This is a genomic window from Robertmurraya korlensis NBRC 107688 (assembly GCF_001591645.1).
In the GTDB taxonomy this organism is placed as follows: domain Bacteria; phylum Bacillota; class Bacilli; order Bacillales; family Cytobacillaceae; genus Robertmurraya_A.
In genome coordinates, this window is the sequence record NZ_BCVH01000017.1 from 1 (window position 1) to 25710 (window position 25710).

The following is a 25710-nucleotide window of genomic DNA, read 5'->3' on the forward strand; positions in this document are numbered from 1 at the left end:
TAGAGGATTGCTTTTTTCATTTAATCTTCCATTGTGGAAAGATCACCTGTTGGTAAATCTAATTCCCACGCTTTTAAGACACGGCGCATAATTTTCCCACTTCTAGTTTTCGGAAGCTTATCTCGGAATTCAATTTCTCTAGGTGCAGCATGAGCTGCTAACCCTTTTTTCACAAATTGACGGATATCCTCTTTTAACTCTTCCGTCACTTCGTATCCATCTCTTAAAGCGACGAATGCCTTAATGATTTCCCCTCTTACTGGGTCTGGTTTACCAATAACCCCAGCTTCAGCCACAGCTGGATGTTCGACCAGTTTGCTCTCTACTTCAAAAGGTCCCACTCGTTCACCGGAAGTCATGATCACATCGTCGATTCTACCTTGGAACCAGAAATAACCATCCTCATCCATATAAGCAGAGTCTCCAGAAACATACCAACCACCAGGCATAAAATAAGACTCGTATTTCTGCTCATTTTTCCAAATGGTGTGCATCATGGATGGCCAGCCTTTTTGAATGGCTAGGTTCCCCATTCTGTATGGAGGAAGCTCATTTCCTTGATCATCCACAATAGCCGCCTTTACCCCTGGGATTGGTTTTCCCATAGAGCCTGGCTTAATCTCCATACATGGGTAATTACAAATTAATTGTGCACCCGTCTCTGTCATCCACCACGTATCATGGATTCTCAGCTGGAATACCTTCATTCCCCAACGAACGACCTCTGGGTTTAATGGCTCACCCACACTTAAAATATGCCTTAGGCTATTTAAGTCAAAGCGCTTCACAGCCTCATCCCCAGCACCCATTAGCATTCTGAAGGCTGTTGGAGCACTATACCAAACACTAACCCCATATTCTTCAATCATCTTGTACCATGTTTCTGGATTGAAGCGGCCACCTACAACGACATTTGATGTCCCAGTTAGCCACGGTCCAAAAATACCATAGGAAGTTCCGGTTACCCAGCCTGGGTCAGCAGTACACCAGTACACATCATCATCCTTTAGGTCTAATACCCACTTTGCCGTTTGATAATGTTGAATCATTGCATTATGTACATGCAAGACACCCTTTGGTTTCCCTGTCGAACCAGAAGTATAGTGGAGAATTAGACCGTCCCTGCGGTCTACCCATTCAATGTCTAGCTTTCTGCTTGACTCTTCAAATCTCTTTTGAAAGTCAATATACTTTCCTTCTTCTTTAATATTTTCCCCCACTAAGAAAATCGTTTGTAGAGCAGGAAGTTCATCTACTGGGACTCTCTCGAGAAGCTCTGGAGTCGTTACGAGCACCTTTGCCCCGCTGTCTTCCAACCGATCTCTAACGGCACCTTCCATAAATGCTTCAAATAATGGTCCAACAATGGCCCCTAGTTTGATCGCACCTAACAGAGCAAAATACAATTCTGGTGATCTTGGCATAAAGATGAAGACGCGATCCCCTTTTTCCACATCTCCAAATGTTTTTAATGCATTACCAGCTTTGTTTGAGAATTCCTTCATTTCTTTAAATGTGTACTTTTCATTACGATCCGCATCTCGATAGTATAAAGCAATCTTGTTTTTACGGTAGGATTCTGCATGTCGGTCAATTGCTTCATACGCTAGGTTCACTCGACCTGTTTCAGCCCATGAAAAACTTTTTTCCACTTCACTCCAGTCGAATGACTCGTACATTTGATCATAGTTTCCTAGATTAAATTCCCCTTTAACTACTGATAGCGCTTCCACTTTCATCAAACCGTATCCCCCTTTGTTCATGCTATTGTTATTATATAACAGAAATATCCTTTTCTCAATTTTTAAAATATTTGTTCAGTAAAATATTTATGTCACATAATCTATCTAAATTAAACAGAAAATTTAGTGAAAGCGCTTAAAACGACTCATTTTCATGTATAATATGGATTACAAACGGTACGATTTTCATTGGGTGGTGTATGGATGGAACATATTAAAATATATAATGCAAAAAAATTAAAAACTCCCTATGGGGATTTGCTTATAGAGGGTCCCATATCTCCTGAAGCTTTAGCAGGTTATGAGTTTCATAGTGACTTAGTTGCCTTTCGTCCCCCAGTGCAACAGCATAAAGCTCTAATTGAAATTGCGGCCCTTCCTGAAGGAAGAATTATTGTAGCGAGGGACCGAAATACCATTGTCGGTTATGTTACATATTTATATCCTGATCCTTTGGAGCGCTGGTCTGAGGGAAAAATGGAGGACTTGATAGAATTAGGAGCCATTGAAGTGATTCCTAAATACAGAGGTTGTAGTGTAGGGAAGAATTTGCTTATCGTCTCCATGATGGATGATGCTATGGAGGATTTTATCACTATTACAACGGAATATTACTGGCATTGGGACCTGAAAGGAACTGGATTAAATGTTTGGGAATATCGCAAAATCATGGAGAAAATGATGAATGCCGGTGGCTTAGAATATTTTGCAACGGATGACCCAGAAATTAGCTCCCATCCAGCCAATTGTCTTATGGCTAAGATCGGAAAACGTGTTTCTAATGAATCTATCGAAAAATTTGATCGACTAAGATTCATGAATCGTTTCATGTACTAACTCTTTTTTATTCTAAGAAAAGGGGAGAAAATAGTATGATAGTCGAAGAGATTATGAAATCTGACGTCTCAACCTTAACCTCTGACAACACGATAGAAGACGCCATTCAATTAATGAAAACAAAACGGATCAGACATCTTCCAGTAATAGATAAAAGCCATCATATCATCGGATTAGTGACGGATCGCGATATTAAGGATGCAACACCTTCCATTTTTTATGCTACTGGTCAAAGGGATATTCTCCAGAAATCTGTAAAAGAAATTATGAGAACCAATATAATCACGGGACACCCTTTAGATTTTGTTGAAGAAATTTCAGCTGTTTTTTATGAACACCATATAAGCTGTCTTCCAATCGTTAACGATCAAAAGCTTGTTGGAATCGTAACAGAAACAGACCTATTGCATACGCTAGTTCAATTAACCGGAGCCCATCAACCTGGTTCTCAAATAGAGGTAAAGGTTCCAAATCGAGCCGGAATGCTTTGTGAAGTTACTGCGGTTATAAGTAAGCGAAAAGCAAATCTATTGAGTGTATTAGTCTATCCAGACAAAAAGGATGAAAACTACAAAATTTTAGTTTTGAGAGTTCAAACGATGAATCCGGTTACTCTCATTGATGAATTAAAAAAAGCAGGATATACGGTCCTATGGCCAAATCTCCCGGGGATTACGACATGATCCATGATTCTGTTTTTATCTTTTCTGAAGAACAACTAAAATATAAATTTAACTCCCATCATCCTTTTAATCAACTTCGCTTAAAAATCACCCTAGATCTATTAAAACAACTGAATGCGATTGATAATCATCAAATGGTTCATCCTAGGAAAGCTACCGATGAAGAATTACAGCTCATCCATGACCCTAGTTATATTAATGCAGTAAAGCTTGCTGGTCTAGGCCAATTATCAGCTGAGAAAGCAGAGAGTTATGGTCTTGGGACAGATGATACCCCGATCTTTCCCAATATGCACGATGCAAGCGCCTGGCTGGTTGGGGGAACATTAACCGCCGTTGACTATGTCATGACCGGTAAAGCCAAACACGCGCTGAACCTTGGAGGAGGTTTACATCACGGTTTTAAAGGGAAGGCTTCTGGATTTTGTATTTATAATGATAGTTCAGTAGCAATAAAGTATCTTCAGGAAAAATACCATGCAAGAGTTCTTTATGTGGACACAGATGCTCACCATGGTGATGGAGTACAATGGTCCTTTTATGATGATCCTGATGTTTGTACATTGTCTATACATGAAACAGGGAGGTATTTATTCCCTGGTACAGGTAATGTGAATGAAAGGGGGCAAGGGAAAGGCTATGGGTATTCCTTCAATATCCCTGTTGATGCCTTTACGGAGGATGAATCGTGGCTAGAGGCATATACAACCTCCATAAGTGAAGTTGCCGCTTTTTTCAAACCAGATGTGATTGTAACCCAGAATGGTGCTGATTCTCATTATTTGGATCCATTAACTCATTTATCAGCTACTATGAACATCTATCGAGAGATTCCTAAAGTTGCCCACCGTATCGCCCATCAATATTGTGAGGGGAGATGGATTGCCGTTGGAGGTGGTGGCTATGATATTTGGAGGGTTGTTCCACGAGCTTGGTCATTACTTTGGCTTGAAATGACAAATAACTTAGCTCCTTTGAAGCACCCCTTGCCTACGGAATGGATTCAAGCTTGGCAGCCAAAAGCCTCTGTCCTACTACCAGATCAATGGGTTGATCCAAGCGATTTATATCCACCCATTCCTCGAAAAGCTGAAATTACTGAAAAAAATGCACAGACAGTTGAAAAAGCATTATATCCAATCCGTAACAATAGAAAGAGAATAGAAAAAGGCTGAAACCATTCAGCTTCAGCCTTTTCTCACTTGTCCATCATTTCATTTGCATTGTATTTAGGATCAGAGATGACAATCTCAACCCGCCTATTTTTTTGCCAATTTGCCTCACTATTGTTAGGAACAATGGGTCTCGTCTCACCATAACCAACAGCAATAAATCTAGTTGAATCAAGAGAAAAGTTCTCAATTAAATATCTGATGACTGATCCAGCTCTAGCTGCAGAAAGCTCCCAGTTTGATGGATATCGTTCGGTTGTAATTGGTCGATTATCTGTATGCCCTTCAACCTTAACAAGATTCGGCATCCCTCCTAGCAACACACCCACTTTATCCAAAAAGGCATTTGATTCATTTAGAATCTCTGCTTCTCCTGATTGAAACAGTGCTTGTTCTTGAAGAACTAATACGACACCTCTCTCTGTTCGGTTTGCAACGATAATATTGTTTAATCCATTATCATCCAAGTACGCTTGAACTTCTTCTAAAAGCTTATCGAGACTTTGATCGTTATTCTCTTCTTGTTCCGATTCACCCTGTCCTTCAAGCGGTACAATAGAAGGATAAAAATCTAAGAATTGCTTATCCCTCATTGAGTCTGCTAGTGCTTGGAATTTAATGAGGTCAATTTGTGACATTGAAAATAAAAGAATAAAAAAGACGAGCACAAGGGTCACTAAATCAGAAAAGGTTACCATCCAACGTGGTGCCCCTTTAGGAGCCTGTCGATGTTTTCTAGTAAACTTCATCGTTTAAAGCCTCTCTAGTTACCTCTTTTTCCTTAGCCTCACGTTCTTCCTCAGAAAGAAATGCACTTAACTTCTCTTCAAGAAGCTTCGGATTTTGACCTGATTGTACGCCGATAACCCCTTCAACAATGATCTGTTTAAGAAAAGTCTCTTTTTCTGTCTTTAATTCTAATTTTGCTGCTATAGGGATAAAAACTAAATTGGCAAGCAACGAACCATACAAGGTCGTTAATAAAGCGATTGCCATATTAGGTCCTAGCGTCGATGGGTCATTTAAATTTTTGAGCATGAGCACAAGACCAATCAGTGTTCCAATCATCCCCCAAGCTGGTGCATAATCACCGGCTTTTTCAAGGATTGCTCTTCCCTTCCTATGTCTTTCTTCCATTGCTGCAATTTCAGCTAATAAAATATCTTGAATGACATCAGGATCCGTTCCATCAATGGCCAATAACATCCCTTTTCGTAAAAAACGATCTTCTACTTGATCAATCTCCATCTCGAGTGAAAGTAGCCCTTCTCTTCTTGCCTTGCCCGATAAATGAACAAAGGTATCAATCAAATCTTGAAGCTTCCTTTCGTCGGAAGAAAAAGACTGTCTCATGACTTTTACCATTTGCTTTATATCCTTTAAAGAAAAGCTGACAAGTAAGCCTGAAAGAAGTCCACCTATAACGATAAGCAATGATGCAGGGTCAACAAAAGATAATAATCCAGTCATTCCCCCGTTGTATACAATTCCAAAAAACAGCATAATTACACCTATCGTTAAACCGATAGGTGTTAGAACATCAAGCTTTTTCATAGATTCTCTCCCAACTATCATAAACAAATTTGTCCACTACCTTACTTATCGACAAACTGTTTACTTTGTTGAGCTTCTTAGCTCAATTCGGTGCGGAAGTACTACTGTATGTTCTGAGACTTTTTCCTTATTCATGAATTTTGTTAATAAACGCATCGCAACAGCTCCAATATCATAAAGAGGCTGGATAACCGTTGTTAGTTGTGGTCTTACCATAAGAGATATTCTCGTATTGTCAGAGCTAATCACTTCAAAATCCTCTGGAACATGATAGCCCTTGTCTTGTGCTCCATGAACAACTCCAACTGCCATTTCATCAGATCCTACATAGATTGCTGTTGGTTTTTCAGGAAGTTCAAGTAACTTTTCGAAAGCTTCAATACCAGAATCATACGTATAATCGCCCTCAACAATAAGGTCTTCCTCAACTGAAATTCCAGCTGCCTCTAACGCCTTCTTGTAACCTACCAACTTCTTCTCTTTATTAATTGGTTCATGGAAAGGCCCAATAACCATCGCAATTCTTGTATGTCCTTTTTCAATAAAGGTATTTACAGCATCAAAGGTTGCCTGCTCGTAGTCAATATTAACAGACGGTACTTGTTCAGAATCTTCAAGAGATCCAGCAAGAACAATAGGAGCTGGAGATCGTTTAAATTCTGCCACATGTTCCTCAGAGATATTACCACCCATGAAAACAATTCCATCTACTTGCTTACCAAGCATCGTATTTAATAAGTGTAACTCCTTGTCCTTGTTTTGGTCTGAGTTACTTAAAATGATGTTGTACTTGTACATCGTCGCAATATCTTCAATTCCACGTGCAAGCTCTGCAAAAAATGGACTTGAAATATCAGGTATAATCACTCCAACTGTTGTTGTTTTTTTACTAGCTAATCCTCTAGCTACAGCATTTGGACGGTAACCTAATCTTTCAATTACCTCTAAAACCTTTTTTCTTGTTGCCGGTTTAACATTTGGATTACCATTCACAACACGTGACACGGTAGCCATTGAAACATTTGCTTCACGTGCTACATCATAAATTGTTATGTTCACAATATCGACTCCTTCTTTAAACGCGCTTCGTTTAAGTTTATTTTACTGCAAGTCTGTCATTTTTAACCATTATATAAAAATCGAAACTTGTCTATTTATGTATAAATATCATACTTCACATAGTGGAATGTCGCAATGTAAAGGCTATCTTTTTAACAAAAAAAACAATTTTACGGTGGAAAACGCAAAAAAACCGACTATGATAAGCTCTCATAAGTCGGTTTCTGTGTTTTTTTATTAGACACGCACTAAATTAGAAGCTTGAATTTCTTTGTAGAAAGCATTAAATTGATCAATGTTCATTTGTTGAGCAGAGTCAGACAATGCCACTGCTGGATCTGGATGAACTTCAGCCATTACTCCATCAGCACCTACTGCAAGGGCTGCCTTTGCCATTGGAAGAAGTAGATCTCTACGACCAGTTGAATGTGTAACATCAACAAGAACCGGAAGATGTGTTTCTTGCTTTAAAATTGGAACAGCTGATATGTCTAGTGTATTTCTTGTTGCTCTTTCATACGTACGGATACCGCGCTCACAAAGGATAATTTGTCCATTGCCTTGAGACATAATGTATTCAGCTGCATTGATGAATTCTTCGATGGTTGCAGAAAGTCCACGCTTTAATAGAACCGGCTTATTCACAGCACCTGCTGCTTTTAAAAGCTCAAAATTCTGCATGTTACGAGCACCAATTTGGATCACATCAATATAGTCAACAGCTTTCTCAATGTCAGCTGGGCTTACGATTTCACTAATGACAGCTAGATCGTACTCGTCAGCTACTCGCTTTAAAATCTTAAGTCCTTCCACACCAAGTCCTTGGAAATCATAAGGAGAAGTTCTAGGCTTGTATGCTCCTCCACGCATAAATTTCAAACCTTTTTCTTTAATAGAGGCAGCAACAGCGGCAACCTGCTCATATGACTCAACCGCACATGGACCGAAAATTAATTGAGGGATCCCATGTCCAACCTTTTCGCCTTTGACTTCAACAACTGTATCTTCAGCCTTTTTCTTACGAGAAACAAGCAATGCTTTGCTATGATCATCTTTTTGAAGCTCTAATCCCGCTTTAAAGATTTCTTTAAAGATATGTTCAATCGTAGAGTTTTCGAAAGGTCCATCGTTGTTTTCTTTAATGATATCAAGCATACTTCTCTCACGAACTGGATCGTAACGGAAGACACCTTGTGTTTCCTTCACACGCCCGATTTCTTGAACAAGTCTAGCTCTTTCATTAATTAACTTTAAAAGCTCAACGTTTAACTCGTCAACACGGTCTCTAAGCTGATCTAACTCAACATTACTCATCATTTCTCGCCCCTTTGAATAGTAAATTTCATTAACATGGCTTTATTACTTGCGAAAAGAAAGCCTAATAAGGATTGTTCTTTATCCGCTTCATAAAGTATGTTACATTTCTATATAAGTTAGAGTTATTATATATGAAATTTTTCCATATGTCACGCAATTTTCTTTAATAATTAAACGCTTTTAAGTATTAAAGTGATTTTTTATTATATGAACCTATGGTAGAAGGTGTGATTCTTGTCAATGAATAATAAATTGTTTGCTCTAGATATAGGTACTCGCTCGTGTGTGGGCATTATCCTTGAAGAAACAAATGATCAATATCATGTTGTTGATATGTTGTCTATCGAACACTCTGAGCGAGCTATGCTAGATGGCCAAATCCATGATGTGATGGCTGTATCAAAGCTTATTACCCAAATAAAAGAAGAACTTGAGATCAACCATGGTCCTCTTCATAAGGTATGTGTTGCTGCTGCGGGAAGGGCTTTACGAACGGAGCGGTCGAAGGTATCACTTCCCATAAACGGGAAACCAATTATGCAGAAACAGGACATTTTACATCTTGAGCTTTTAGCTGTGCAACATGCCCAAGCAGCTGTTGCAGAAAAATACAAGGAAGAGAAAAGTCATTACTATTATTGCGTAGGATATTCTGTCCTTTATTATCGTTTAGATGGTGAAGAAATCGGAAGCCTGATTGATCAACAAGGAGACGAGGCATCAGTAGAAATTATCGCCACCTTTTTACCAAAGGTTGTGGTTGAGTCCTTATTAGCTGCCTTGACGCGCTCAGGTTTAGAAATGGAGGCATTAACACTTGAACCAATAGCAGCTATTAATGTTCTCATTCCCCCCTCCATGAGACGATTAAATGTAGCCTTAGTAGATATTGGTGCAGGGACGTCGGATATTGCCTTAACTGATTTAGGAACAGTCATTGCCTACGGAATGGTTCCTATCGCAGGAGATGAAATTACGGAAGCAATAAGTGATCAATTTTTACTAGATTTCCCTTTAGCTGAAATAGCTAAAAGACAATTAAATACCCAAGATTCAATAACTGTTACTGACATTCTTGGATTTGAGACTGAGGTTTCAAAGGCTGAGGCAATTGAACAAATTTCATATGCCATTGATCGGCTAGCTTTATCCATTTGTGAAGAGGTACTTCAACTTAACAACAATAAACCTCCAAAAGCAGTTATGCTGGTTGGTGGTGGTAGCTTAACACCTGAGTTATCAAAGAAAATTGCTGAGAAACTTCAGCTTCCTGCAAACAGAGTAGCTATTAGAGGAATTGATGCCATCTCTTCCTTAACTGTCTCTGACAAAATCACAAAGGGACCAGAGCTTGTCACTCCAATTGGCATTGCCTTAGCTGCCAAACAATCCCCGGTCCAATATAGAACGGTCTATGTAAACGAACAACCTGTTAGGTTATTCGAGGTAAAAACGTTAACCGTTGGAGATTGCTTGTTAGCTGCTGGAATTAAAATGAATAAATTATACGGTCGACCGGGACTAGCCATGATCGTTTCTCTAAACGAAAAGAATATAACTATTCCTGGTCAATATGGTGCCCCTCCAACATTACTGAAAAACGGAGAATGCTGTTCTCTAGATGATCCCATTGAAAATGGAGATACCCTTTTTGTTGAAAAAGGGCAGGATGGAGATCCTACCATACTATCAATTGGACAATTACTTGATGATATTCCAATGAAGGAAGTAGAGATTAATAGGAACACCTATCAAATTGAACCCTCATTTATCTGTAATGGCGAAACTGTCAATACAAATTATATTCTTAAAGACCGGGATGCCATCGTGTTTCATTTTCCAAAGACAATTGAAGATCTCTTCTATAATCTAAATCTGACAAATCTTCTAGAAGATCTTCATCCATTTCATTTAATCCTTAATGGAAAGGATACGTTTTATCCATCCTTCTCAGGGAAGCTATACCGAAACGGTGTGGAATCAAAACTTCAAAGCAGCTTTGAAAATCGCGATAAAATTACCGTACAAAAAAGGGGTACGATTACTGTACAAGATCTAGCTGATCTAAATCAATATATCCTTAATCAGACAATACCTGTTACATTCAACGATAAAGAAATACTCTTAAAAAAAGACATTACGATCATAACCCGAGGAGATACAATATTAAGTGAGGATTGTACCATTCATGATGGTGATTCCTTAAGCATCACTCATCAAAGGTTACAGCCATTTATTTTTCAAGATATTTTTAAAGAGGTTGATATCCACCTTCCAAAAGATACGAATGGATCATTCATCCTTTTGAAGAACAACGAAGAAACAACCTTCTATGATCCTCTTGAACCCTTTGACTCAATAAAGATCATTTTTCCAACTCAAAAAGGAAGTCAGGAAATCAAATGATTCCTGGCTTCCTTTTTTTTATAATTCGTTTTCTTGGGAAACAGTGGCTAACGCTTTACTTGTAATCTTCCAGTGAGATGCATGCCAAGCAACGTCCCCTCTTACAAAAAGAATGGCTTGTGGTGACTCATGTTTAATGTGAAAGCGTTCTGCAATATAATTAGAAAGCTCTCTTGATGTTTGAACAATCAAATAATAGCTCTTAACACTTGACTTACTAGTAAATTCTTCGTATTCCTCATAAGCAGCTTGACTGATCGGACAAGTATTCGAATGCTTTAAGAGATAAAAGTTTTCCTTATCCACAAGAGCATCAAATTGCTCCTTCGTCTGAATTTGTTCCATTTTTTCCCCTCCTAAGATATGTATAAGGTTATTTTACACAAATTGTAATAAAAAACGCAGTGTAGATATAATATCATTACCCTGCGTTTTTGAACATTTATCTGCTTGTTATTGATTGAATTGTGATTCCGTTTCATCAAAAGCTCTTTTTGTTTCCTCGAGCTTTCTTTGAAGATCCTTATCATCACTTAAAACTGGAGAAAACTCGTCCTCATACACTAGATTTGCTGTCGACTCATCTTCCGTCTTAACAGGTTTAATTGCTTTCACCTTACTCATGACTTCATTGGATTGTTTGAAGACAACTTGTCCAATTGAAGAAGTCTTCCCTTTAGCAACCTCTGCTAATTCTGCGCTCTTCCCTTTTGCTACATCATACAGCTGACTAGTTTTCCCTTTTAAATGGTCAGCCTGTGTGTTTAATTCCGTTCTCATTTCTCTACCAGACTTTGGCGCGAGGAATAGTGCAGTTGCTGCTCCAACTAGCCCACCGATGATAGCACCAAATAAAAATTCCTTCGACCCAGATGTTTCATTTTCTATTTGTCGATTGTCCTTTTCAGTATCGTGATTCACCATATCATATTCCTCCTCTAATAATAACTTCTTTCTCTTCCCTTCTCACTAAGACCTTTTTCAACAATCACCTTTTCTTTTTTCCTATGTGCCCATCGATCCTTCATTTCAAGAAAGACATTTCCCCATTGGATCACTTGACTAACCTTGTCTTTATTCTGATCAACAGCGTCGTTTACAGAATTTGTGATTGTTTGAAGAGAAGCATTAAACTTTTGAATGGTCCCTCCTACATCTTTAACGGAATCCACTACACTTCCTAAGCTTTCTGATTTCTTTTGAATATCTTCTGCTAGGGCATTCGTTTTCTTCAATAAGTCTGTCGTTTCCCTAGTTACCCCATCAAGCTGACGTTCTAAACCATTTAATGTTTTTGAAATACTATCCAATGTTCCTTGAAGAGACTGTAACGCTTTGGATAGAAAGATGACTAAAATAAGAAAGGCAACTGCCGCAATCCCTGCACTTACATAAAGTATCCACTCCACAATATCTTACACCTCCATTGACGCTTACATTTCATTACTTACCCTACTAAGAATGCGTTAAACGTCAATCTTAATAAATCAATACTAAAATTTTACCATAAATAAAACAAAATTGTTATAAGTGCGCCAACTTTCACCCTTTAGGTTACAATAATAAAGGTGTAAAAAGTTTGTTAAAAGGAAGGGAAAAAAAGATGAAAGATTCACGTATTGAGCTTTTAGCCAAAAATCTTATTAATTACTCAGTTAAGCTGCAACCAGGCGAAAGGGTACTAATTGAAAATTTCGGTTTACAAAGAGAATTAGTAACCGCATTAGTTAAGGAAGCCTATGCAGCAGGAGGGCATCCTTTCGTACTCCTTAAAGATCAGCAAGTGGACCGTGCCTTGCTACTAGGTGCACAGGAAGATCAATTTAACTTAATCGCAGATTTTGAAGCGAACGTTATGAGTCAAATGGATGCATACATAGGATTACGTTCCGGCGACAATATCAATGAGCATGCAGATGTACCTGATGAGAAAATGAAAATTCACGGATCAACAATCGGGAAGAAAGTACACCGTGATATTCGTGTGCCTAAAACAAAGTGGGTTGTCCTGCGTTATCCAAATTCTTCAATGGCTCAACTTGCAAAAATGAGCACAGAAGGCTTTGAAGATTTCTATTTTAATGTTTGTAATTTAGATTACGGAAAAATGGATCAGGCCATGGATGCTCTTGTAGAGTTAATGAATAAAACTGACAAGGTAAGAATCACTGGACCTGGAACGGATTTAACGTTCTCTATTAAAGATATACCGGCTATTAAGTGTTCGGGACAAATGAATATTCCTGATGGAGAGGTATATACTGCACCAGTTCGTGATTCTGTCAATGGAGTGATTACTTACAACACTCCTTCTCCATATCAAGGATTTACATTTGAAAATGTAAAACTTACTTTTAAAGATGGGAAGATTATTGAGGCCACAGCTAATGATACAGAGCGAATTAATAAAATATTTGATACAGATGAAGGTGCTCGCTTTGTTGGGGAATTTGCCATTGGTGTAAATCCCTATATACTACACCCGATGCAGGATATTTTATTTGATGAAAAAATTGATGGCAGCTTCCACTTTACACCTGGTCAGTGTTATGATGATGCATTTAATGGAAACCATTCGAACATTCACTGGGATATGGTTAATATTCAACGTAGTGACTACGGTGGAGGAGAAATGTACTTCGATGATGTATTAGTGAGAAAGGATGGGCGCTTCGTAATCAAAGACCTTGAAGTATTAAATCCTGAGAATTTAAAGTAAGCAAAAAGATGCAGCTAAAATAGCTGCATCTTTTTTATAATTGACGTTCGTAAGCTTCTTGAAACTTTTGAATATCTCCAGCACCCATAAATAAAATGACACTGTTTTTATGTTGTTTTAAAGTTTCTGTAGTTTCTTCATTGATAATTTCTGCGGAATCGATTTTACTACGTAAGTCCTCTATGGACAACTTTCCGTAGTTTTCTCGAGCCGAACCAAAAATATCACATAAATATACTTTATCTGCCAATTGAAGACTATCAGCAAATTCCTCTAAAAAGGTTTGTGTTCTTGTAAATGTATGTGGCTGAAACACAGCAACGATTTCTCGATCTGGATATTTCTGTCTTGCTGCATCCACTGTTGCCTTAATCTCAGTTGGATGATGGGCATAATCATCTATCAACACCTGAGAGCCAACATGCTTTTCTGTAAATCTTCTCTTAACGCCTGTAAAGCTTAGAAGCTGTTCCTTTACCTTGTCAGCTGATAGCTCTTCATAGTGACAAATGGCAATAACTGCAAGTGCATTTAACACATTATGATCACCAAAGGTTGGCACTTGGAATGTATCATAGAAGGTGTTTCTAACAAATACATCGAAGGTCGTTCCTTCAGTAGTTTTTACCACATTCCTAGCCTGGAAATCATTTTCTTCGTCAAAGCCATAAAAAACAACAGGTACTTTTGCTTGGATTTTTTGAAGCTGTTCATCATCGCCACAAGCAAATATCCCTTTTTTTACCTGCCATGCCATCTCTTGAAAAGCTGAAAATACATCATCAATATTGGCAAAATAGTCAGGGTGATCAAAATCAATATTCGTCATAATTGCATAATCTGGAAAATAAGAAAGGAAATGTCTTCTGTATTCACAGGCTTCAAATACAAAATACTCCGCATCTCTTTCTCCCTTACCAGTACCGTCCCCGATTAAAAAGGCAGTCGGTTTTGCGCCTCTCATGACATGCGAAAGGAGCCCGGTTGTAGATGTCTTCCCGTGGGCACCAGTCACAGCAACGCTAGTGAAGTTCTGCATAAAATCACCTAAGAAACGGTGATATCGAACGACAGGTAAGCCTAGTTTTATCGCTTCTTGAATTTCTTCATGTTCATCTGTATAGGCATTTCCAGCTATAACTGTTAATCCAGGTACAATATTTTCTTTTTGGAAAGGCAGGATCTTTATTCCTAATTGTTCAAGAGCTGTCTGAGTAAAGAAACGCTTCTCTACATCGGAACCCTGAACCTCAAAATTCATATCATGAAGAATTTGTGCCAGTGCACTCATTCCAGATCCTTTTATACCTACAAAATGGTAAATTGTCATATAAAGAACCTCCAACCATCTTCTAACTGTATCACAGTATATGACATTTTATTTTATTTGCTCATTTATGCAGTTGGTACTGCTTTTTTTTGCAAACAGTGAACTCAATTTTATCATATTGTGACATTATATCATTTTTTATTTATAAAAACTATGGAACGTTTGGTCATAATACCTTTTCTATCTATGCCTATTTTACTACATAGTTTATGAGAAAAAGCCTAAAAATAACCATCATTACATTTCTTGAATACTTTGGAGATCATTCTCACCAATTAATACATCCCGCGGTTTACTTCCACGATTTTCAGAAATATACCCGTTTTTCTCCATCATATCAATTAATCTAGCTGCTCGATTATATCCAATCTTAAATCTTCTTTGAAGGCTCGAGGTCGAAGCGGACCCTTGGTCAACGACAAATTCACAAGCTTCAAAAAACAGTTCATCCTCTTCTTCACTAACAGAAGCCCTTTTTAAAAGCTCTTCTTGATGAAACAGGTAGTTTGGACTTTGTTCTCTCCGTACATGAGCAACCACCGAGTCAATTTCTTCGTCCGAAACAAATGTACCTTGTAGACGGACAGGCTTTGAGGATCCATTTTCTAAAAATAGCATGTCTCCACGGCCTAGTAGACGCTCTGCTCCTGCTATATCTATAATGGTACGAGAATCAATTTGACTTGAAACAGAAAACGCAATGCGGGTAGGAACATTTGCTTTAATTAAACCAGTAATGACATCAACAGACGGCCGTTGTGTGGCAATAATTAAATGTATTCCACATGCTCTTGCCTTTTGAGCAATACGACATATTGCCTCCTCTACATCTGCTGGGGCCATCATCATTAAATCTGCTAATTCATCTATAATAATTACAACAAAAGGTAACTTATCCGCATGTTGATTATGCTGTTCACACTGCTCGTTAAAACGATTGATTTCCCGAACACCCGTATGCGCAAATAATTCGTATCGTCTTTCCATTTCTTCCACAGCCCACTTTAGGGCAGCTGTTGCTGCTTTCACATCAGTAATTACAGGGCTTACAAGATGTGGTATTTGATTATAAGGAGCTAGTTCCACCATCTTCGGATCAATTAATAGCAGCTTCAATTCATCGGGCCTTGCTTTATAGAGAAGGCTGACTAGTATGGTATTGATGCACACACTTTTCCCCGATCCAGTAGCTCCTGCAATCAAGCCATGCGGCATTTTACGCAAATCTGTTACGATTGGCTTTCCGGAAATATCTAGTCCGAGTACAGCAGTTAACGGTGACTTCGATTGAAGAAACTCTGAACTGTTAATTATCTCTGATAGTAAGACTGGTCTGCTTAATTCATTAGGTACCTCAATCCCGATCGTGTGCTTCCCAGGAATCGGTGCTTCAATCCGAATATCTTTTGCGGCTAGACTTAATTTTATATCATCTGCTAGATTTGTGATTTTGTTTACCTTTACACCTGGCTCTGGTTGCACTTCAAATCTCGTCACAGATGGACCTTGCGTGACATTCACCACACTTGCTCGAACATTAAAACTTTCTAACGTGTCATTAAGAAGTCTTTCTCGTTCTTCAAGCCACTCTCCGCTTGTATCATAGATAACTGGAGGGGAAAGGAGATTCAGTTCTGGGAATACGTAATACGGATTTTCCTCATCCACAACTGTATCTACTTCAAAGTCGTTAGAAAGTAGCACATCTTCTTCCGTTTCTTCTTTAGCAGGCAGTTGTATGGGTGGCACAACAGGGTTATCAGTCATTACCTGCTTCTTCTGATTCTCTAATTTGCGCCGATCTTCCTGTAACATTAATACATTAAAAGGCAAATGCTTTCGTTTGGGTGCAGGTTCAACAGGGGTTTCTTCCTCTTCATTACTATCTAACTCTTCCTGCTCAATCTTCTGTTGTGGATTTGCTTCAATGGTATGCCCCTCTACCTGAACAAGCTCCTGTTCATTTACGTCCGTCTCTTCTGTTTGAATAATCTGTTCCGCTACTGGTTTCTCTACTTCCTCTATAACGCTCTCTACCGCTGCTGCTACCTCTAATTCCGCAGTAAGTTCCATCGGAATATGCTCTTTCAAGTCTATCTCTTGTAATGACTCCAACTGATCGGTAGGAGCCTGTGTAGGTTCTGCTACTGTATCTGTAAAGAATGTTTCATTTTCAGCATTCATACTAGTTAATTCAATCGGATCCGTCTCTATGACCACTTTCTCTGGAACTATCGTGACTTGTTCCTGTGTCTCCCTAGTTTCCGGTTGAATAGGAATGTCCGAAGTACGTTCTATGTAATCTTTCTTTATAAACGAATTAAGCTCGTATTCTACCGGCCTCTCTTCCTGATGACTCCCCCTTTTCGTAAATCCATAAACAGGAGAAGGAATTTCTGTTGGTCGAAATGGTCTTTTGGATACTTCTCTAGTCTTTGTTTCACTTTTTGGAGTCGGACTCACCGTGCTTTTAGTGATTGGGCTTACTCTTGGTTTTGAATAAACCGTTTCACTTTTTCTTTTTGTTTCTGTGCGTTGGCGGGAAGAGATTCTTTCTTCTCTGCTTTTTCTAGGTGTTTGCTGTCTCTCTGTTTCGTCTGGTATTAAAGGAAACTTAAATTTGCCTGTCGGATACTGGTACACGATTCTAACATCAATATCCTTCTGTTCTTTTTTTGTTTCTTTATAAGGCTCCATCTTTTGTTCAAATATTTCTTCTTGTTCATTGTCATTTATCTTACTAAACAATTTCTTAAACCAATTCAAACCTAATCACTCTTTCTTCATTCTCATCATGTCTTCTTATTTTATCACTGAATACAATAATTTCGACAAGAAATAAAAGATTACTAGTAATATTATAATTTTGAATCTTTTGACCTAACATGTTAAATAACAGTCATTAGGAAAAATAAAAGGACCATCATTGGCCCTTTAGTTTGGTTTTTTGCTTTTGTTCTTGCCTAAAATAAAAATAGGTTCTAATTCTCCATTTTCATACAAAAAGGACAAAGCCGTTATTGGAACTCGCCCACTTGCAAAGAAACTCATGGTCATTTGTGCCAAAATATCATAACCCGTCTCGTTTTGAATATCTGCAATAATTAACACATCCTGATGCGGAACCGCCACAGCCATATCACCAGTTATTTTTGAATGCATTTCCTTTAAAAATGATTCGTTTAAAACACGGCTAGCATCGTAACCATCGTTTGTATTTAGAAAATAAAAAACATTTCCTGCAACAGTATCACTTTTCATTGTAGTTTTTAGGCTTCTTACATTGAAAAGGGCAACTTCACGAATATATTCTCTCGTCCAATTTTCCTTTGTCATTAATGCGTCATCTATTATTCGGTACGCATTTCCTAAGTCTAACGCATAATAAACTCTAGTTTCAGCAGTATGATCATCATACACTAAAGGAATTTCTTCACGCGATACAACAGGAGTGGATGTAGAACGGATGACAGGGAAAATTTTCGTCTTTTCTCCTTCTTGAGTCGTTTTCTCATCCATTGCCTTAAGACCTTCCTCGACATAGTAGACGACTTCATCGATCGCTTTTTCCTTGTCTACTTCCCATTTTGCTATAATTCTAGGCAATTCAACGGAAATCCCTCTTCCACTATCCTTGCTTTCTATACGGAGTTGATCCGTTTTCCGATCATAGGTTATCGTACGGCTATCATTTTGAAGGCGTTTTTCCAGCTCATTCTTCATTTTTTTACTGTCCATTTTCATCTATACTTACCTCCTCATTGGAGCATTCTGCTTTTATTTTACATGAAATAACCCCCAATCTAAGGAGAATTGGGAGCTATGTGGTTATTATAGTTCTTTGATAAATTGTTCGATTTCTTCTTGTGTTTTTCGATCTTTGCTAACAAAACGGCCAAGCTCTTTTCCTTCCGCAAACGCAATAAAGCTTGGAATACCAAACACATCTAAGCTAATACACAGGTCAATAAACTGATCACGATCTACGTATATGAAGTTGTATTCGTTGTACTTCTCTTCAATTTCCGGCAAGATTGGTTCAATTATACGACAGTCAGGACACCAATTTGCTGAAAACATAAATATATGTTTCCCATTATTTTTCATTGAATCAAACTGTTCTACACTCTCAAGCATTTTCATATGATTACCTCCTATTACAGTTTATACATTCCTTAATTAGTTATACAGACTACCATATTCTAAAACATTACAGCCTCACTGAAAAGAAATTAGACCTCAAATAAAAAAAGCGAAGGAAATTATCCTGCGCTTTCTATCAACTTTATGGAGTTAACAATATCAATCATCATATCTGCTTCACTGCTTAGTGACCTTGTTTTTGTTTCTGTTGTTATCTTCATCCCACCGACACCAATTGTTAGCTCATTCATGTTGTCTTCGAGCTCTCTTACTAGTAAAAAGCCGTATTTCCCATCATGTTTTATCACTTTATCGGTATCAAACTTCTCTTGATCCACTGTGGATTGGTAAACAACTTTGCTATCTTGACCTTCTATTGGGTTATAAAATAAAATGTATGTTTTTGAACCATTCTTCAAAATAATATTATTGGGAGATTCTTCTTCTACTTCAAAACCAAAAGGTAAATAATACTCAATTTCTTCCGTTTTATTATTTGGTTTTTTAGCCTTTTCTTTAAAAGCGTTCTCCACAACCTCTACTGTTTCTGTTTCCTCTTCGTCAAAGGATGCAGAACATCCACTAAGGTAAAATAGAGCAGCTATACAGAGGAAAGTTGCCTGTATATACTTTCTCATACTTTCTTCCTCCCTACATAGGAACTATTGTCTTCTTTTCTATCATACCCGTCTCCCTATCCGATGACAAGCCTTCCAATTGTTACAATTGTGTTTCTAAACGGTTTATGTACTCATATTGGCCAACTAGTAATGTGCTAACGTGTAGAAACATCTCTTGCCTTGGAATGAGTCCATTTGTAAAAATACCTATTGCTCCTTCTTTGCTTCGAATATTTGTTTTGTTCATGAAATCATCCATAATTGGCCCTAATTCTCCCCCTACTAAAAGCCTATGTTCAACTTCTTTAGGTAATAAGATTCTAGCTCCTCCACTGATGATCGGAGGTTTACCGGTTTGAATTAATGCTCCCCAATTACATAGCATGATTCCAAATTTCGTTTGCTGTACTCCTCCTTCAAGTCCAATCCCTACCTCGGCCCCACATTTTTCAAGGGCTGCTTGTGCACGATTGATCGCGCCTTGTATGGTCTCTTCATCTGAAAATGGCTGTTCACTTACTCCAGATGGAACATCAACTGCCTCAATTCTGGCCTCATACCTCTTAAAAGCCTCTTCAACCGCTCTTACTTTTGTTTGGTTTTTTGAACCTACTGCCACACGCATATAACTACACCTCTATTTCAAAATAAAAGGAGGTTACCAGTGGTTACCTCCTCATGTTTTTAACTATTTTGTCTAATCGTATCTACTGTAGTCTTGTCACAAGCTTTAACGAGGTTGATGATAAGCTCTTTTGCAGCAGCATAATCGTCAATGTGAACAATGGAAGCAGCAGTATGAATGTATCGAGAGCAAATACCTACAACAGCACTTGGGACCCCTTCATTTGAAGTATGCACTCGCCCAGCATCTGTCCCTCCAGGGGAGACAAAGTATTGATATGATATATTATGCGTTTCAGCTGTATCTAGAACAAACTCTCTCATTCCTCGATGCGTGACCATTGATCCATCTAGAATTCTAAGTAACGCTCCTTTTCCTAGTTGCCCAAATTCATTTTTATCACCAGCGGCATCATTTGCAGGACTTGCATCAAGCGCAAAGAAGATATCTGGTTTAATTAAAGTTGCTGCTGTTTGCGCTCCTCTTAATCCAACCTCTTCCTGAACTGTTGCCCCAGAATATAAGGTATTTGGTAACTTCTCACCTTGAACTTCTTCTAACAATTCAATAGCTAGACCACATCCGTAACGGTTATCCCAAGCTTTAGCCAATATTTTTTTCGCATTTGCCATTGGTGTAAACGGACAGATTGGCACAATTTGCTGCCCAGGCTTAATTCCTAATTCCTTTGCATGGTCCCTGCTGTCAGCCCCAATATCAATTAACATATTACTAATTTCCATCGGCTTACTTCGCATACTTTCATCTAACAGATGCGGAGGAATAGAGGCAATCACCCCAATAATGGGTCCATTATTTGTCATAACCTGAACACGCTGAGCTAGTAGGACCTGGCTCCACCAGCCACCTAATGGTTGAAAACGAATCATTCCGTTATCTGTTATTGCTGTTACCATAAATCCTACCTCATCCATATGTCCCGCAACCATGACACGTGGTCCGTTCGTATCACCATGCTTAACTCCAAAGATACCTCCCAAATTATCTTGAATGATCTCATCCGAATACTGAGTTAATTGTTCACGCATAAACTTTCTAACTAGGTGCTCATTTCCAGATGCCCCTTGAAGTTCCGTTAATGTTTTGAATAGTTGTAATGTCTTCGAATTCATGTATAATGGCCTCCTATTATTCACATGACTCTGTTTATGTACATTCTTTATTTTACTTAACTTTCCGACGTGTTACCACTTTATTGATTGCCACTCTTAATTATGTATGTAAAATTTGATATGATGGAAAGAGGATTTGTTCGTATGAAAAAGGAGGGGCTATATGAACTGGAAATCATTTTTTACTGGCATATCTGTTGGATTAATTTCAGGCTATCTTGCAAGCGAGTGGGTCTCCCAAAAGGGAAAAGTATCCCCAGAAAAAGCCCTTACACACGCAAAAGTAAAATTTAAAGAACGAGGTCCCATTAGTGGCTCTTGGATTCAAATGACAACTGAGCCATATGAAAAGAACAACATAACCTATGAAGTGTATAAAGGTGGAGTATCAAGAACTGTAGATGATACGTTAGAGCAGTTTGAATTTATTTCTGATGCAAAAACGGGAAGTATTCTAGAAGTATATCCACTCTAAAAAAAGCTGCCTAACTTAGGCAGCTCTCTTTATTTATTATCCCTCTTTACTGATTCCACAATCTCATAATTTTGATTCCATTTTACTGCCCGATAAAAAGCATCATGATAAAAGGAAAACCAAGCATTTTTATCCATACCAAATCGGAGCCATTTTTGTTTCGCTTCTATTGAATTCATAGGATAGTCATCATAAGCCATGACCCAGAGTGGGTTTTGATGTGCATGTGTCGGCATAATATCTGCCATATGAATGATCGCTTCATTGTCATCCTCAATGATCAGAATGGAATGTCCATCACTATGTCCACCCGTATGAACCATTTTTATTTTCCCATTGACCCACTCGTGATCAAATGGCACAACCTGTGCTTCAATGGCTTTCCAATTTTCCTTCCAGTATGTATTTTGTGATCGAATATTAGGTTCTCTCATTTCATTCCATTCTATTTTTGAAACAATAATCTTTGCATTAGGAAATGTAGATACATATTGGTTATTCTTTAATTCTGTTAACCCACAAGCATGATCAAAATGCATATGAGTCATTAAAACGTAATCAATATCTTTTTTTGTTAATCCTAGTACGTCTAAGGATTCGGTAAGGGCTGATTCCTCTGTTACGCCAAAATTCTTTTTCTGTTTTTCAGTCAGCTTGCCTTTCCCAATACCTGTCTCAACCAAAAAGTTTTTCCCATCCTGCTGGATTAAAATAGGGTCCGTTCTAAGCTCTATTTGATTTTTGTCATTATGAGGGTATTTCCTTGACCAAAGTGCTTTTGGAACGACACCAAACATCGCCCCACCATCTAAGTGAGTAACTCCACCTTGTAACCAAGTAAGCTTTACATGTTTTAACTGTAACGTTTCCACTTTATCCCTCCTTCGTCTTATACTATGTATTGTACCATTCCTTCCTTTTTTAGGAATTAAAAAGGAGTCTATTAAGAGAATAGACTCACTTGGCTTACTGGAAGAAATTTTTCCCATAAAATATTTCATCCATTTCACTTGTTAAGCTTTCTGTAATTTCTTTCTGCTCTAACTCAGTTAAAGTATCCTTTGTGTACCCAAACAAATAATTATTTAAATCAAAATTTTTCAGTTTGCACTTCGTATGAAAGATATTTTCTTGATACACATTCACATCAATCATATGATATTGATCGTTTATTTCATCCGGAATAAAATTTTGAATCGATGTAATATCATGATCGATAAACAATTTGTGACCATATTTATCCCTCGTAAACCCACGAACCTTGTAGTCAATGGTCATAATATCTGTATCAAATGAATGGATTAAGTAATGTAATGCCTTTAGTGGTGAAATCTCCCCACAGGTAGAGACATCAATGTCAGCACGAAACGTACTAATCCCTTCATAAGGGTGGAACTCTGGGTACGTATGAACCGTAATATGACTCTTATCCAATTGCATAACCACTGAATCTGGAAGAGGGCCTGGGGACTCGTCATATGTAGATTCAGTTGGCACCTCAACAACTGGTCCTTCAGAAACGAGAATTGTCACACTAGCTCCTTGCGGGACATAATCCTGCTGAGCAATATTTAACACATGAGCACCAATAATATCTGAAACATTTTTTAAAATTTTTGTTAACCGATCGGCATTATATTGTTCATCAATATAGTCTAAATAAGCTTCCCGCTCTTCCCTTGTTTTGGTGTAACAAATATCATACATATTAAAGCTCAGTGATTTGGTTAAGTTATTGAAGCCATGCAACTCAATTCGCTGTTCTGGAGTGAGCATTCCTTCTTCCCCCTTCACAATAATATCCGTAAATATTATTAACTTACCCAACTCCTTACAAAAAAAACAGCCCTACGTTAGTAAGACTGCTCATTTTTTCTGAAATTGAACTTCACAACGATAGATACGGAAGCCTTTGGAAGAAAATTTCTCTTCGTATTCTGTCATTATGTTGCCCTCGTATGAACTATTATGAAGGTCTAAGCTCAAATACTTTAAAAGCATTCCATATTCCGAAAAGCTCCTAAGAGAGAACTCAAACAATGCTTGATTATCCGTTTTAAAGTGAATCTCTCCATTATCCACAAGAATATTTTCATAAATGGAAAGGAAAGTTTTGTACGTTAGTCTTCTTTTCTCATGGCGAGATTTTGGCCAAGGATCAGAGAAATTCAAATATACCTGATTCACATCGCCCTTTGCAAAATAATTCTGAAGTTCAACAGCATTTACATTCATTAAACGTAAATTAGGAAGATCTTCTTCAATTAGTCGGTCTAGAGCAATGACAATAACACTCTTGTATACCTCAATACCAATATAATTAATATGTGGATTTGCTTTAGCCATTTCAGTAATAAAACGACCTTTACCCGTTCCAATTTCGATATGAATAGGCTGGTCATTTCCGAACACTTCGTTCCATTTTCCTCTGTAGCTTTCTGGATCCGCTACAACATATTGCGGATAGGATTCTAGCCTATCCTTTGCCCAAGGCTTATTTCTTAAACGCATGTTGACACCCCTAAAATAATCTATCGTTCAAACCATATCATGAGAGGAAAAGAGTTGCAACCAAAACTAATCCTTTGTCTACTTATTAATTTACGTATAAATAAAAAAAGGAATTCACAACCTAAGTGTGAAATTCCTTTTTCCGTATTTAAAGCAACCTTGAAAGGGTGTGTTCAAATGCCTTTAGAACAAAAGGATCAAATGAACTTAATAAAAGATATATTAACGAATCACAGTACTGATTGTTGTGGTTCCGTATCTGAATGCGAACAATTGGAACGATTAGTAAAATCACTGATGGTTAACACTGAACTCGATCATAATGTAAAAAATGTACTGGAAGAAGTTTATAGCTATTCTCAGCACGGTGCAAATTCAAGTGAGCTAGATGAGCATATCGAGTCCCACCAAGAGCAACTTGGACAGTGGGTATCGGAAATCGATCAGTTTTCTTGAGCCACCAGAGTGGATAAGTACTTTATCCAATGGTTCATCTCTTCAAATCTATCCTTATTTTTATGCCATTGAATGGAGGAAATGGTTTGGGCAATCGTATACCATTTCATTCGTAGCATTAGTTCGTCAGTGAGTTCGATTTCATACATGTCTAACCAGTCCACCCATTTATCATGTGGGAGATACCAGTACAGCATCATACCTAAGTCTATAGCAGGGTCGGCAATCATTGCACCATCCCAATCAATGAGATACAACTGGTTGCTTTCCGTAAGCAACCAGTTGTTGTGATTGACATCGCAATGACAAACAACCTTCTCCTCATATTGAATATTATCGAGCTCCTGATGTAAAAACAAAAGAGCCTCGCCAATAGCAGCATGAGATTTCACATCATCATCTAACTCCTGCGCTAAAATGGACAAAAGATGAACAGGCTCTAATGGAGTTTTCCCCATCCTTTTTAGCATACCGAGCAATGCCTCTGACTTGTGGATCTTTTTTAGAAGCTTTGCCACTCGATTCGTATTCATATCTTGTGGCTTTAGCTCTCTTCCCTTTAACCATTGCTGAGCGGTAATGACATCCCCGTTTTCGAGCCTTTTCGTCCAAATAAGCTTTGGAACAATTCCTTCTGCTGATAATACGGCAAGAAATGGAGAGGAATTTCGTTTAAGAAAGAGCCTCTGATCATCATGCTGTGCAATAAACGCTTCTCCCGTCGCTCCTCCTGCAGGAACGATTTCCCACTCTTGTCCAAATAAGTGTTCCAAAATTGTTCACCTTCATTTTAACTGCGTCATTAGTTTCTATTATAAGTAGCTTTACCATATTAAGTAATCCATGTTCATACACGAGTCTCTTACAAGTAAAAAAGACAGCTATTGTAAATTAAATCGCCAATAGCCATCTTTATAGATTTTATCTC

Annotated in this window: 26 protein-coding genes; 7 read left to right on the plus strand and 19 right to left on the minus strand. The window is 38.1% G+C overall.

The genetic code is table 11. From position 1 onward, the window contains the following. Nucleotides 1–20: 20 nt before the first annotated feature. Complete coding sequence (gene acsA, locus BKO01S_RS17950; RefSeq protein ID WP_066057371.1) at nt 21–1739, minus strand: acetate--CoA ligase; 1719 nt, start codon at nt 1737–1739, stop codon at nt 21–23. Nucleotides 1740–1946: 207 nt separating this feature from the next. On the opposite strand from acsA, the gene BKO01S_RS17955 reads away from it, so the two are divergent. From BKO01S_RS17955 to BKO01S_RS17965, 3 genes are read left to right on the plus strand one after another with little or no spacing between them, the layout of a single operon-like run. Next, a complete protein-coding gene (locus BKO01S_RS17955; protein WP_066057378.1) occupies nt 1947–2579 on the plus strand; it encodes a GNAT family N-acetyltransferase in 633 nt (210 codons plus the stop codon). A gap of 35 nt (nt 2580–2614) precedes the next feature. Further along, nucleotides 2615–3262 (plus strand): acetoin utilization AcuB family protein, encoded by a 648-nt coding sequence (locus BKO01S_RS17960; protein WP_066057383.1) that lies wholly within the window; start codon nt 2615–2617, stop codon nt 3260–3262. Continuing rightward, nucleotides 3259–4437: an acetoin utilization protein AcuC gene (locus BKO01S_RS17965; RefSeq protein WP_066057391.1), complete on the plus strand. Its 1179-nt coding sequence runs from the start codon at nt 3259–3261 to the stop codon at nt 4435–4437. The genes BKO01S_RS17960 and BKO01S_RS17965 overlap by 4 nt, the downstream gene beginning before the upstream one ends. Nucleotides 4438–4460: 23 nt before the next feature. Here BKO01S_RS17965 and motS read toward each other — a convergent pair whose 3' ends face one another. The 4 genes from motS to BKO01S_RS17985 all read right to left on the minus strand — a co-directional run bounded on the left by motS (nt 4461) and on the right by BKO01S_RS17985 (nt 8361). Then, nucleotides 4461–5183: a flagellar motor protein MotS gene (gene motS, locus BKO01S_RS17970; protein WP_066057396.1), complete on the minus strand. Its 723-nt coding sequence runs from the start codon at nt 5181–5183 to the stop codon at nt 4461–4463. Further along, nucleotides 5170–5988: a flagellar motor protein MotP gene (gene motP / locus BKO01S_RS17975; RefSeq protein WP_066057403.1), complete on the minus strand. Its 819-nt coding sequence runs from the start codon at nt 5986–5988 to the stop codon at nt 5170–5172. Before motP ends, motS begins: the two co-directional genes overlap by 14 nt. A gap of 60 nt (nt 5989–6048) precedes the next feature. After that, complete coding sequence (gene ccpA / locus BKO01S_RS17980; protein ID WP_066057406.1) at nt 6049–7047, minus strand: catabolite control protein A; 999 nt, start codon at nt 7045–7047, stop codon at nt 6049–6051. 237 nt (nt 7048–7284) lie between these two features. Next, on the minus strand, nt 7285–8361 hold the full coding sequence (locus BKO01S_RS17985; RefSeq protein WP_066057639.1) for a bifunctional 3-deoxy-7-phosphoheptulonate synthase/chorismate mutase: 1077 nt from the start codon (nt 8359–8361) through the stop codon (nt 7285–7287). A 243-nt stretch (nt 8362–8604) separates the two neighbouring features. Here BKO01S_RS17985 and pilM point away from each other — a divergent pair, with 243 nt between their 5' ends. Continuing rightward, complete coding sequence (pilM, locus tag BKO01S_RS17990; RefSeq protein ID WP_066057642.1) at nt 8605–10770, plus strand: pilus assembly protein PilM; 2166 nt, start codon at nt 8605–8607, stop codon at nt 10768–10770. Between the two features lie 18 nt (nt 10771–10788). On the opposite strand, the gene ytxJ is transcribed toward pilM, so the two are convergent. From ytxJ to BKO01S_RS18005, 3 genes are all read right to left on the minus strand, one after another. After that, the gene (ytxJ, locus tag BKO01S_RS17995; protein WP_066057408.1) at nt 10789–11115 is read right to left on the minus strand and encodes a bacillithiol system redox-active protein YtxJ; all 327 of its coding nucleotides are present in this window, start codon (nt 11113–11115) and stop codon (nt 10789–10791) included. A 108-nt stretch (nt 11116–11223) separates the two neighbouring features. Beyond that, nucleotides 11224–11694, minus strand: a complete 471-nt coding sequence (locus BKO01S_RS18000) for a YtxH domain-containing protein (protein ID WP_066057412.1) — start codon at nt 11692–11694, stop codon at nt 11224–11226. Between the two features lie 14 nt (nt 11695–11708). Then, on the minus strand, nt 11709–12179 hold the full coding sequence (locus BKO01S_RS18005) for a DUF948 domain-containing protein (RefSeq protein ID WP_066057415.1): 471 nt from the start codon (nt 12177–12179) through the stop codon (nt 11709–11711). A 194-nt stretch (nt 12180–12373) separates the two neighbouring features. Between BKO01S_RS18005 and BKO01S_RS18010 the strand changes: the two genes are divergently transcribed. Further along, nucleotides 12374–13489, plus strand: a complete 1116-nt coding sequence (locus tag BKO01S_RS18010) for an aminopeptidase (RefSeq protein ID WP_066057645.1) — start codon at nt 12374–12376, stop codon at nt 13487–13489. Nucleotides 13490–13523: 34 nt separating this feature from the next. Here the strand turns inward: BKO01S_RS18010 and murC are convergent, their stop codons facing one another. The 7 genes from murC to BKO01S_RS18045 form a co-directional block, all read right to left on the minus strand. After that, a complete protein-coding gene (gene murC, locus BKO01S_RS18015; protein WP_066057421.1) occupies nt 13524–14819 on the minus strand; it encodes a UDP-N-acetylmuramate--L-alanine ligase in 1296 nt (431 codons plus the stop codon). A 237-nt stretch (nt 14820–15056) separates the two neighbouring features. Next, nucleotides 15057–17516 (minus strand): DNA translocase FtsK, encoded by a 2460-nt coding sequence (locus BKO01S_RS18020; RefSeq protein WP_084362142.1) that lies wholly within the window; start codon nt 17514–17516, stop codon nt 15057–15059. A 237-nt stretch (nt 17517–17753) separates the two neighbouring features. Then, nucleotides 17754–18563, minus strand: a complete 810-nt coding sequence (locus BKO01S_RS18025) for a DUF1444 domain-containing protein (RefSeq protein WP_066057430.1) — start codon at nt 18561–18563, stop codon at nt 17754–17756. An 87-nt stretch (nt 18564–18650) separates the two neighbouring features. Next, entirely contained in the window at nt 18651–18962 is a 312-nt protein-coding gene (locus BKO01S_RS18030; protein ID WP_066057433.1) for a thioredoxin family protein, read from the minus strand. A 119-nt stretch (nt 18963–19081) separates the two neighbouring features. Further along, the gene (locus tag BKO01S_RS18035) at nt 19082–19600 is read right to left on the minus strand and encodes a hypothetical protein (RefSeq protein ID WP_066057436.1); all 519 of its coding nucleotides are present in this window, start codon (nt 19598–19600) and stop codon (nt 19082–19084) included. Nucleotides 19601–19682: 82 nt separating this feature from the next. Beyond that, nucleotides 19683–20207, minus strand: a complete 525-nt coding sequence (locus tag BKO01S_RS18040) for a DUF84 family protein (protein ID WP_066057439.1) — start codon at nt 20205–20207, stop codon at nt 19683–19685. Nucleotides 20208–20266: 59 nt separating this feature from the next. Then, entirely contained in the window at nt 20267–21340 is a 1074-nt protein-coding gene (locus tag BKO01S_RS18045) for a M42 family metallopeptidase (protein WP_066057442.1), read from the minus strand. Between the two features lie 163 nt (nt 21341–21503). Here BKO01S_RS18045 and BKO01S_RS18050 point away from each other — a divergent pair, with 163 nt between their 5' ends. Then, nucleotides 21504–21815, plus strand: coding sequence for a PepSY domain-containing protein (locus tag BKO01S_RS18050; RefSeq protein WP_066057445.1), 312 nt, complete (start codon nt 21504–21506; stop codon nt 21813–21815). Nucleotides 21816–21844: 29 nt separating this feature from the next. Here the strand turns inward: BKO01S_RS18050 and BKO01S_RS18055 are convergent, their stop codons facing one another. From BKO01S_RS18055 to trmB, 3 genes are all read right to left on the minus strand, one after another. Continuing rightward, nucleotides 21845–22687 carry a YtnP family quorum-quenching lactonase gene (locus BKO01S_RS18055; protein WP_066057447.1) on the minus strand — a complete coding sequence of 281 codons (843 nt, stop codon included), beginning with the start codon at nt 22685–22687 and terminating at the stop codon, nt 21845–21847. A 94-nt stretch (nt 22688–22781) separates the two neighbouring features. Further along, a complete protein-coding gene (speD, locus tag BKO01S_RS18060) occupies nt 22782–23591 on the minus strand; it encodes an adenosylmethionine decarboxylase (protein ID WP_066057450.1) in 810 nt (269 codons plus the stop codon). A gap of 90 nt (nt 23592–23681) precedes the next feature. Beyond that, nucleotides 23682–24326 carry a tRNA (guanosine(46)-N7)-methyltransferase TrmB gene (gene trmB, locus BKO01S_RS18065; RefSeq protein ID WP_066057453.1) on the minus strand — a complete coding sequence of 215 codons (645 nt, stop codon included), beginning with the start codon at nt 24324–24326 and terminating at the stop codon, nt 23682–23684. Between the two features lie 177 nt (nt 24327–24503). Here trmB and BKO01S_RS18070 point away from each other — a divergent pair, with 177 nt between their 5' ends. Beyond that, entirely contained in the window at nt 24504–24782 is a 279-nt protein-coding gene (locus BKO01S_RS18070) for a YtzH-like family protein (protein WP_066057648.1), read from the plus strand. Here the strand turns inward: BKO01S_RS18070 and BKO01S_RS18075 are convergent. Beyond that, entirely contained in the window at nt 24770–25555 is a 786-nt protein-coding gene (locus BKO01S_RS18075; RefSeq protein ID WP_066057456.1) for a phosphotransferase family protein, read from the minus strand. The two genes, BKO01S_RS18070 and BKO01S_RS18075, sit on opposite strands and share 13 nt — an antisense overlap. Nucleotides 25556–25710: the final 155 nt, after the last annotated feature.

What these genes read in the sequence shown, in the direction of transcription:
- BKO01S_RS18020 (WP_084362142.1), bottom strand. Translation starts at nt 17,516, where the DNA reads ATGGAGCCTTATAAAGAAACAAAAAAAGAACAGAAGGATATTGATGTT.
- BKO01S_RS18040 (WP_066057439.1), bottom strand. Translation starts at nt 20,207, where the DNA reads ATGCGTGTGGCAGTAGGTTCAAAAAACCAAACAAAAGTAAGAGCGGTT.
- BKO01S_RS17955 (WP_066057378.1), top strand. Translation starts at nt 1,947, where the DNA reads ATGGAACATATTAAAATATATAATGCAAAAAAATTAAAAACTCCCTAT.
- BKO01S_RS18070 (WP_066057648.1), top strand. Translation starts at nt 24,504, where the DNA reads ATGCCTTTAGAACAAAAGGATCAAATGAACTTAATAAAAGATATATTA.
- BKO01S_RS18030 (WP_066057433.1), bottom strand. Translation starts at nt 18,962, where the DNA reads ATGAAAATGCTTGAGAGTGTAGAACAGTTTGATTCAATGAAAAATAAT.
- speD (WP_066057450.1), bottom strand. Translation starts at nt 23,591, where the DNA reads ATGCTCACTCCAGAACAGCGAATTGAGTTGCATGGCTTCAATAACTTA.
- BKO01S_RS18025 (WP_066057430.1), bottom strand. Translation starts at nt 18,563, where the DNA reads ATGAAAATGGACAGTAAAAAAATGAAGAATGAGCTGGAAAAACGCCTT.
- pilM (WP_066057642.1), top strand. Translation starts at nt 8,605, where the DNA reads ATGAATAATAAATTGTTTGCTCTAGATATAGGTACTCGCTCGTGTGTG.
- acsA (WP_066057371.1), bottom strand. Translation starts at nt 1,739, where the DNA reads ATGAAAGTGGAAGCGCTATCAGTAGTTAAAGGGGAATTTAATCTAGGA.
- BKO01S_RS18050 (WP_066057445.1), top strand. Translation starts at nt 21,504, where the DNA reads ATGAACTGGAAATCATTTTTTACTGGCATATCTGTTGGATTAATTTCA.
- BKO01S_RS18000 (WP_066057412.1), bottom strand. Translation starts at nt 11,694, where the DNA reads ATGGTGAATCACGATACTGAAAAGGACAATCGACAAATAGAAAATGAA.
- BKO01S_RS18035 (WP_066057436.1), bottom strand. Translation starts at nt 19,600, where the DNA reads ATGAGAAAGTATATACAGGCAACTTTCCTCTGTATAGCTGCTCTATTT.
- BKO01S_RS17965 (WP_066057391.1), top strand. Translation starts at nt 3,259, where the DNA reads ATGATCCATGATTCTGTTTTTATCTTTTCTGAAGAACAACTAAAATAT.
- BKO01S_RS17985 (WP_066057639.1), bottom strand. Translation starts at nt 8,361, where the DNA reads ATGAGTAATGTTGAGTTAGATCAGCTTAGAGACCGTGTTGACGAGTTA.
- motS (WP_066057396.1), bottom strand. Translation starts at nt 5,183, where the DNA reads ATGAAGTTTACTAGAAAACATCGACAGGCTCCTAAAGGGGCACCACGT.
- BKO01S_RS18010 (WP_066057645.1), top strand. Translation starts at nt 12,374, where the DNA reads ATGAAAGATTCACGTATTGAGCTTTTAGCCAAAAATCTTATTAATTAC.
- BKO01S_RS18045 (WP_066057442.1), bottom strand. Translation starts at nt 21,340, where the DNA reads ATGAATTCGAAGACATTACAACTATTCAAAACATTAACGGAACTTCAA.
- BKO01S_RS17960 (WP_066057383.1), top strand. Translation starts at nt 2,615, where the DNA reads ATGATAGTCGAAGAGATTATGAAATCTGACGTCTCAACCTTAACCTCT.
- trmB (WP_066057453.1), bottom strand. Translation starts at nt 24,326, where the DNA reads ATGCGTTTAAGAAATAAGCCTTGGGCAAAGGATAGGCTAGAATCCTAT.
- ytxJ (WP_066057408.1), bottom strand. Translation starts at nt 11,115, where the DNA reads ATGGAACAAATTCAGACGAAGGAGCAATTTGATGCTCTTGTGGATAAG.
- motP (WP_066057403.1), bottom strand. Translation starts at nt 5,988, where the DNA reads ATGAAAAAGCTTGATGTTCTAACACCTATCGGTTTAACGATAGGTGTA.
- murC (WP_066057421.1), bottom strand. Translation starts at nt 14,819, where the DNA reads ATGACAATTTACCATTTTGTAGGTATAAAAGGATCTGGAATGAGTGCA.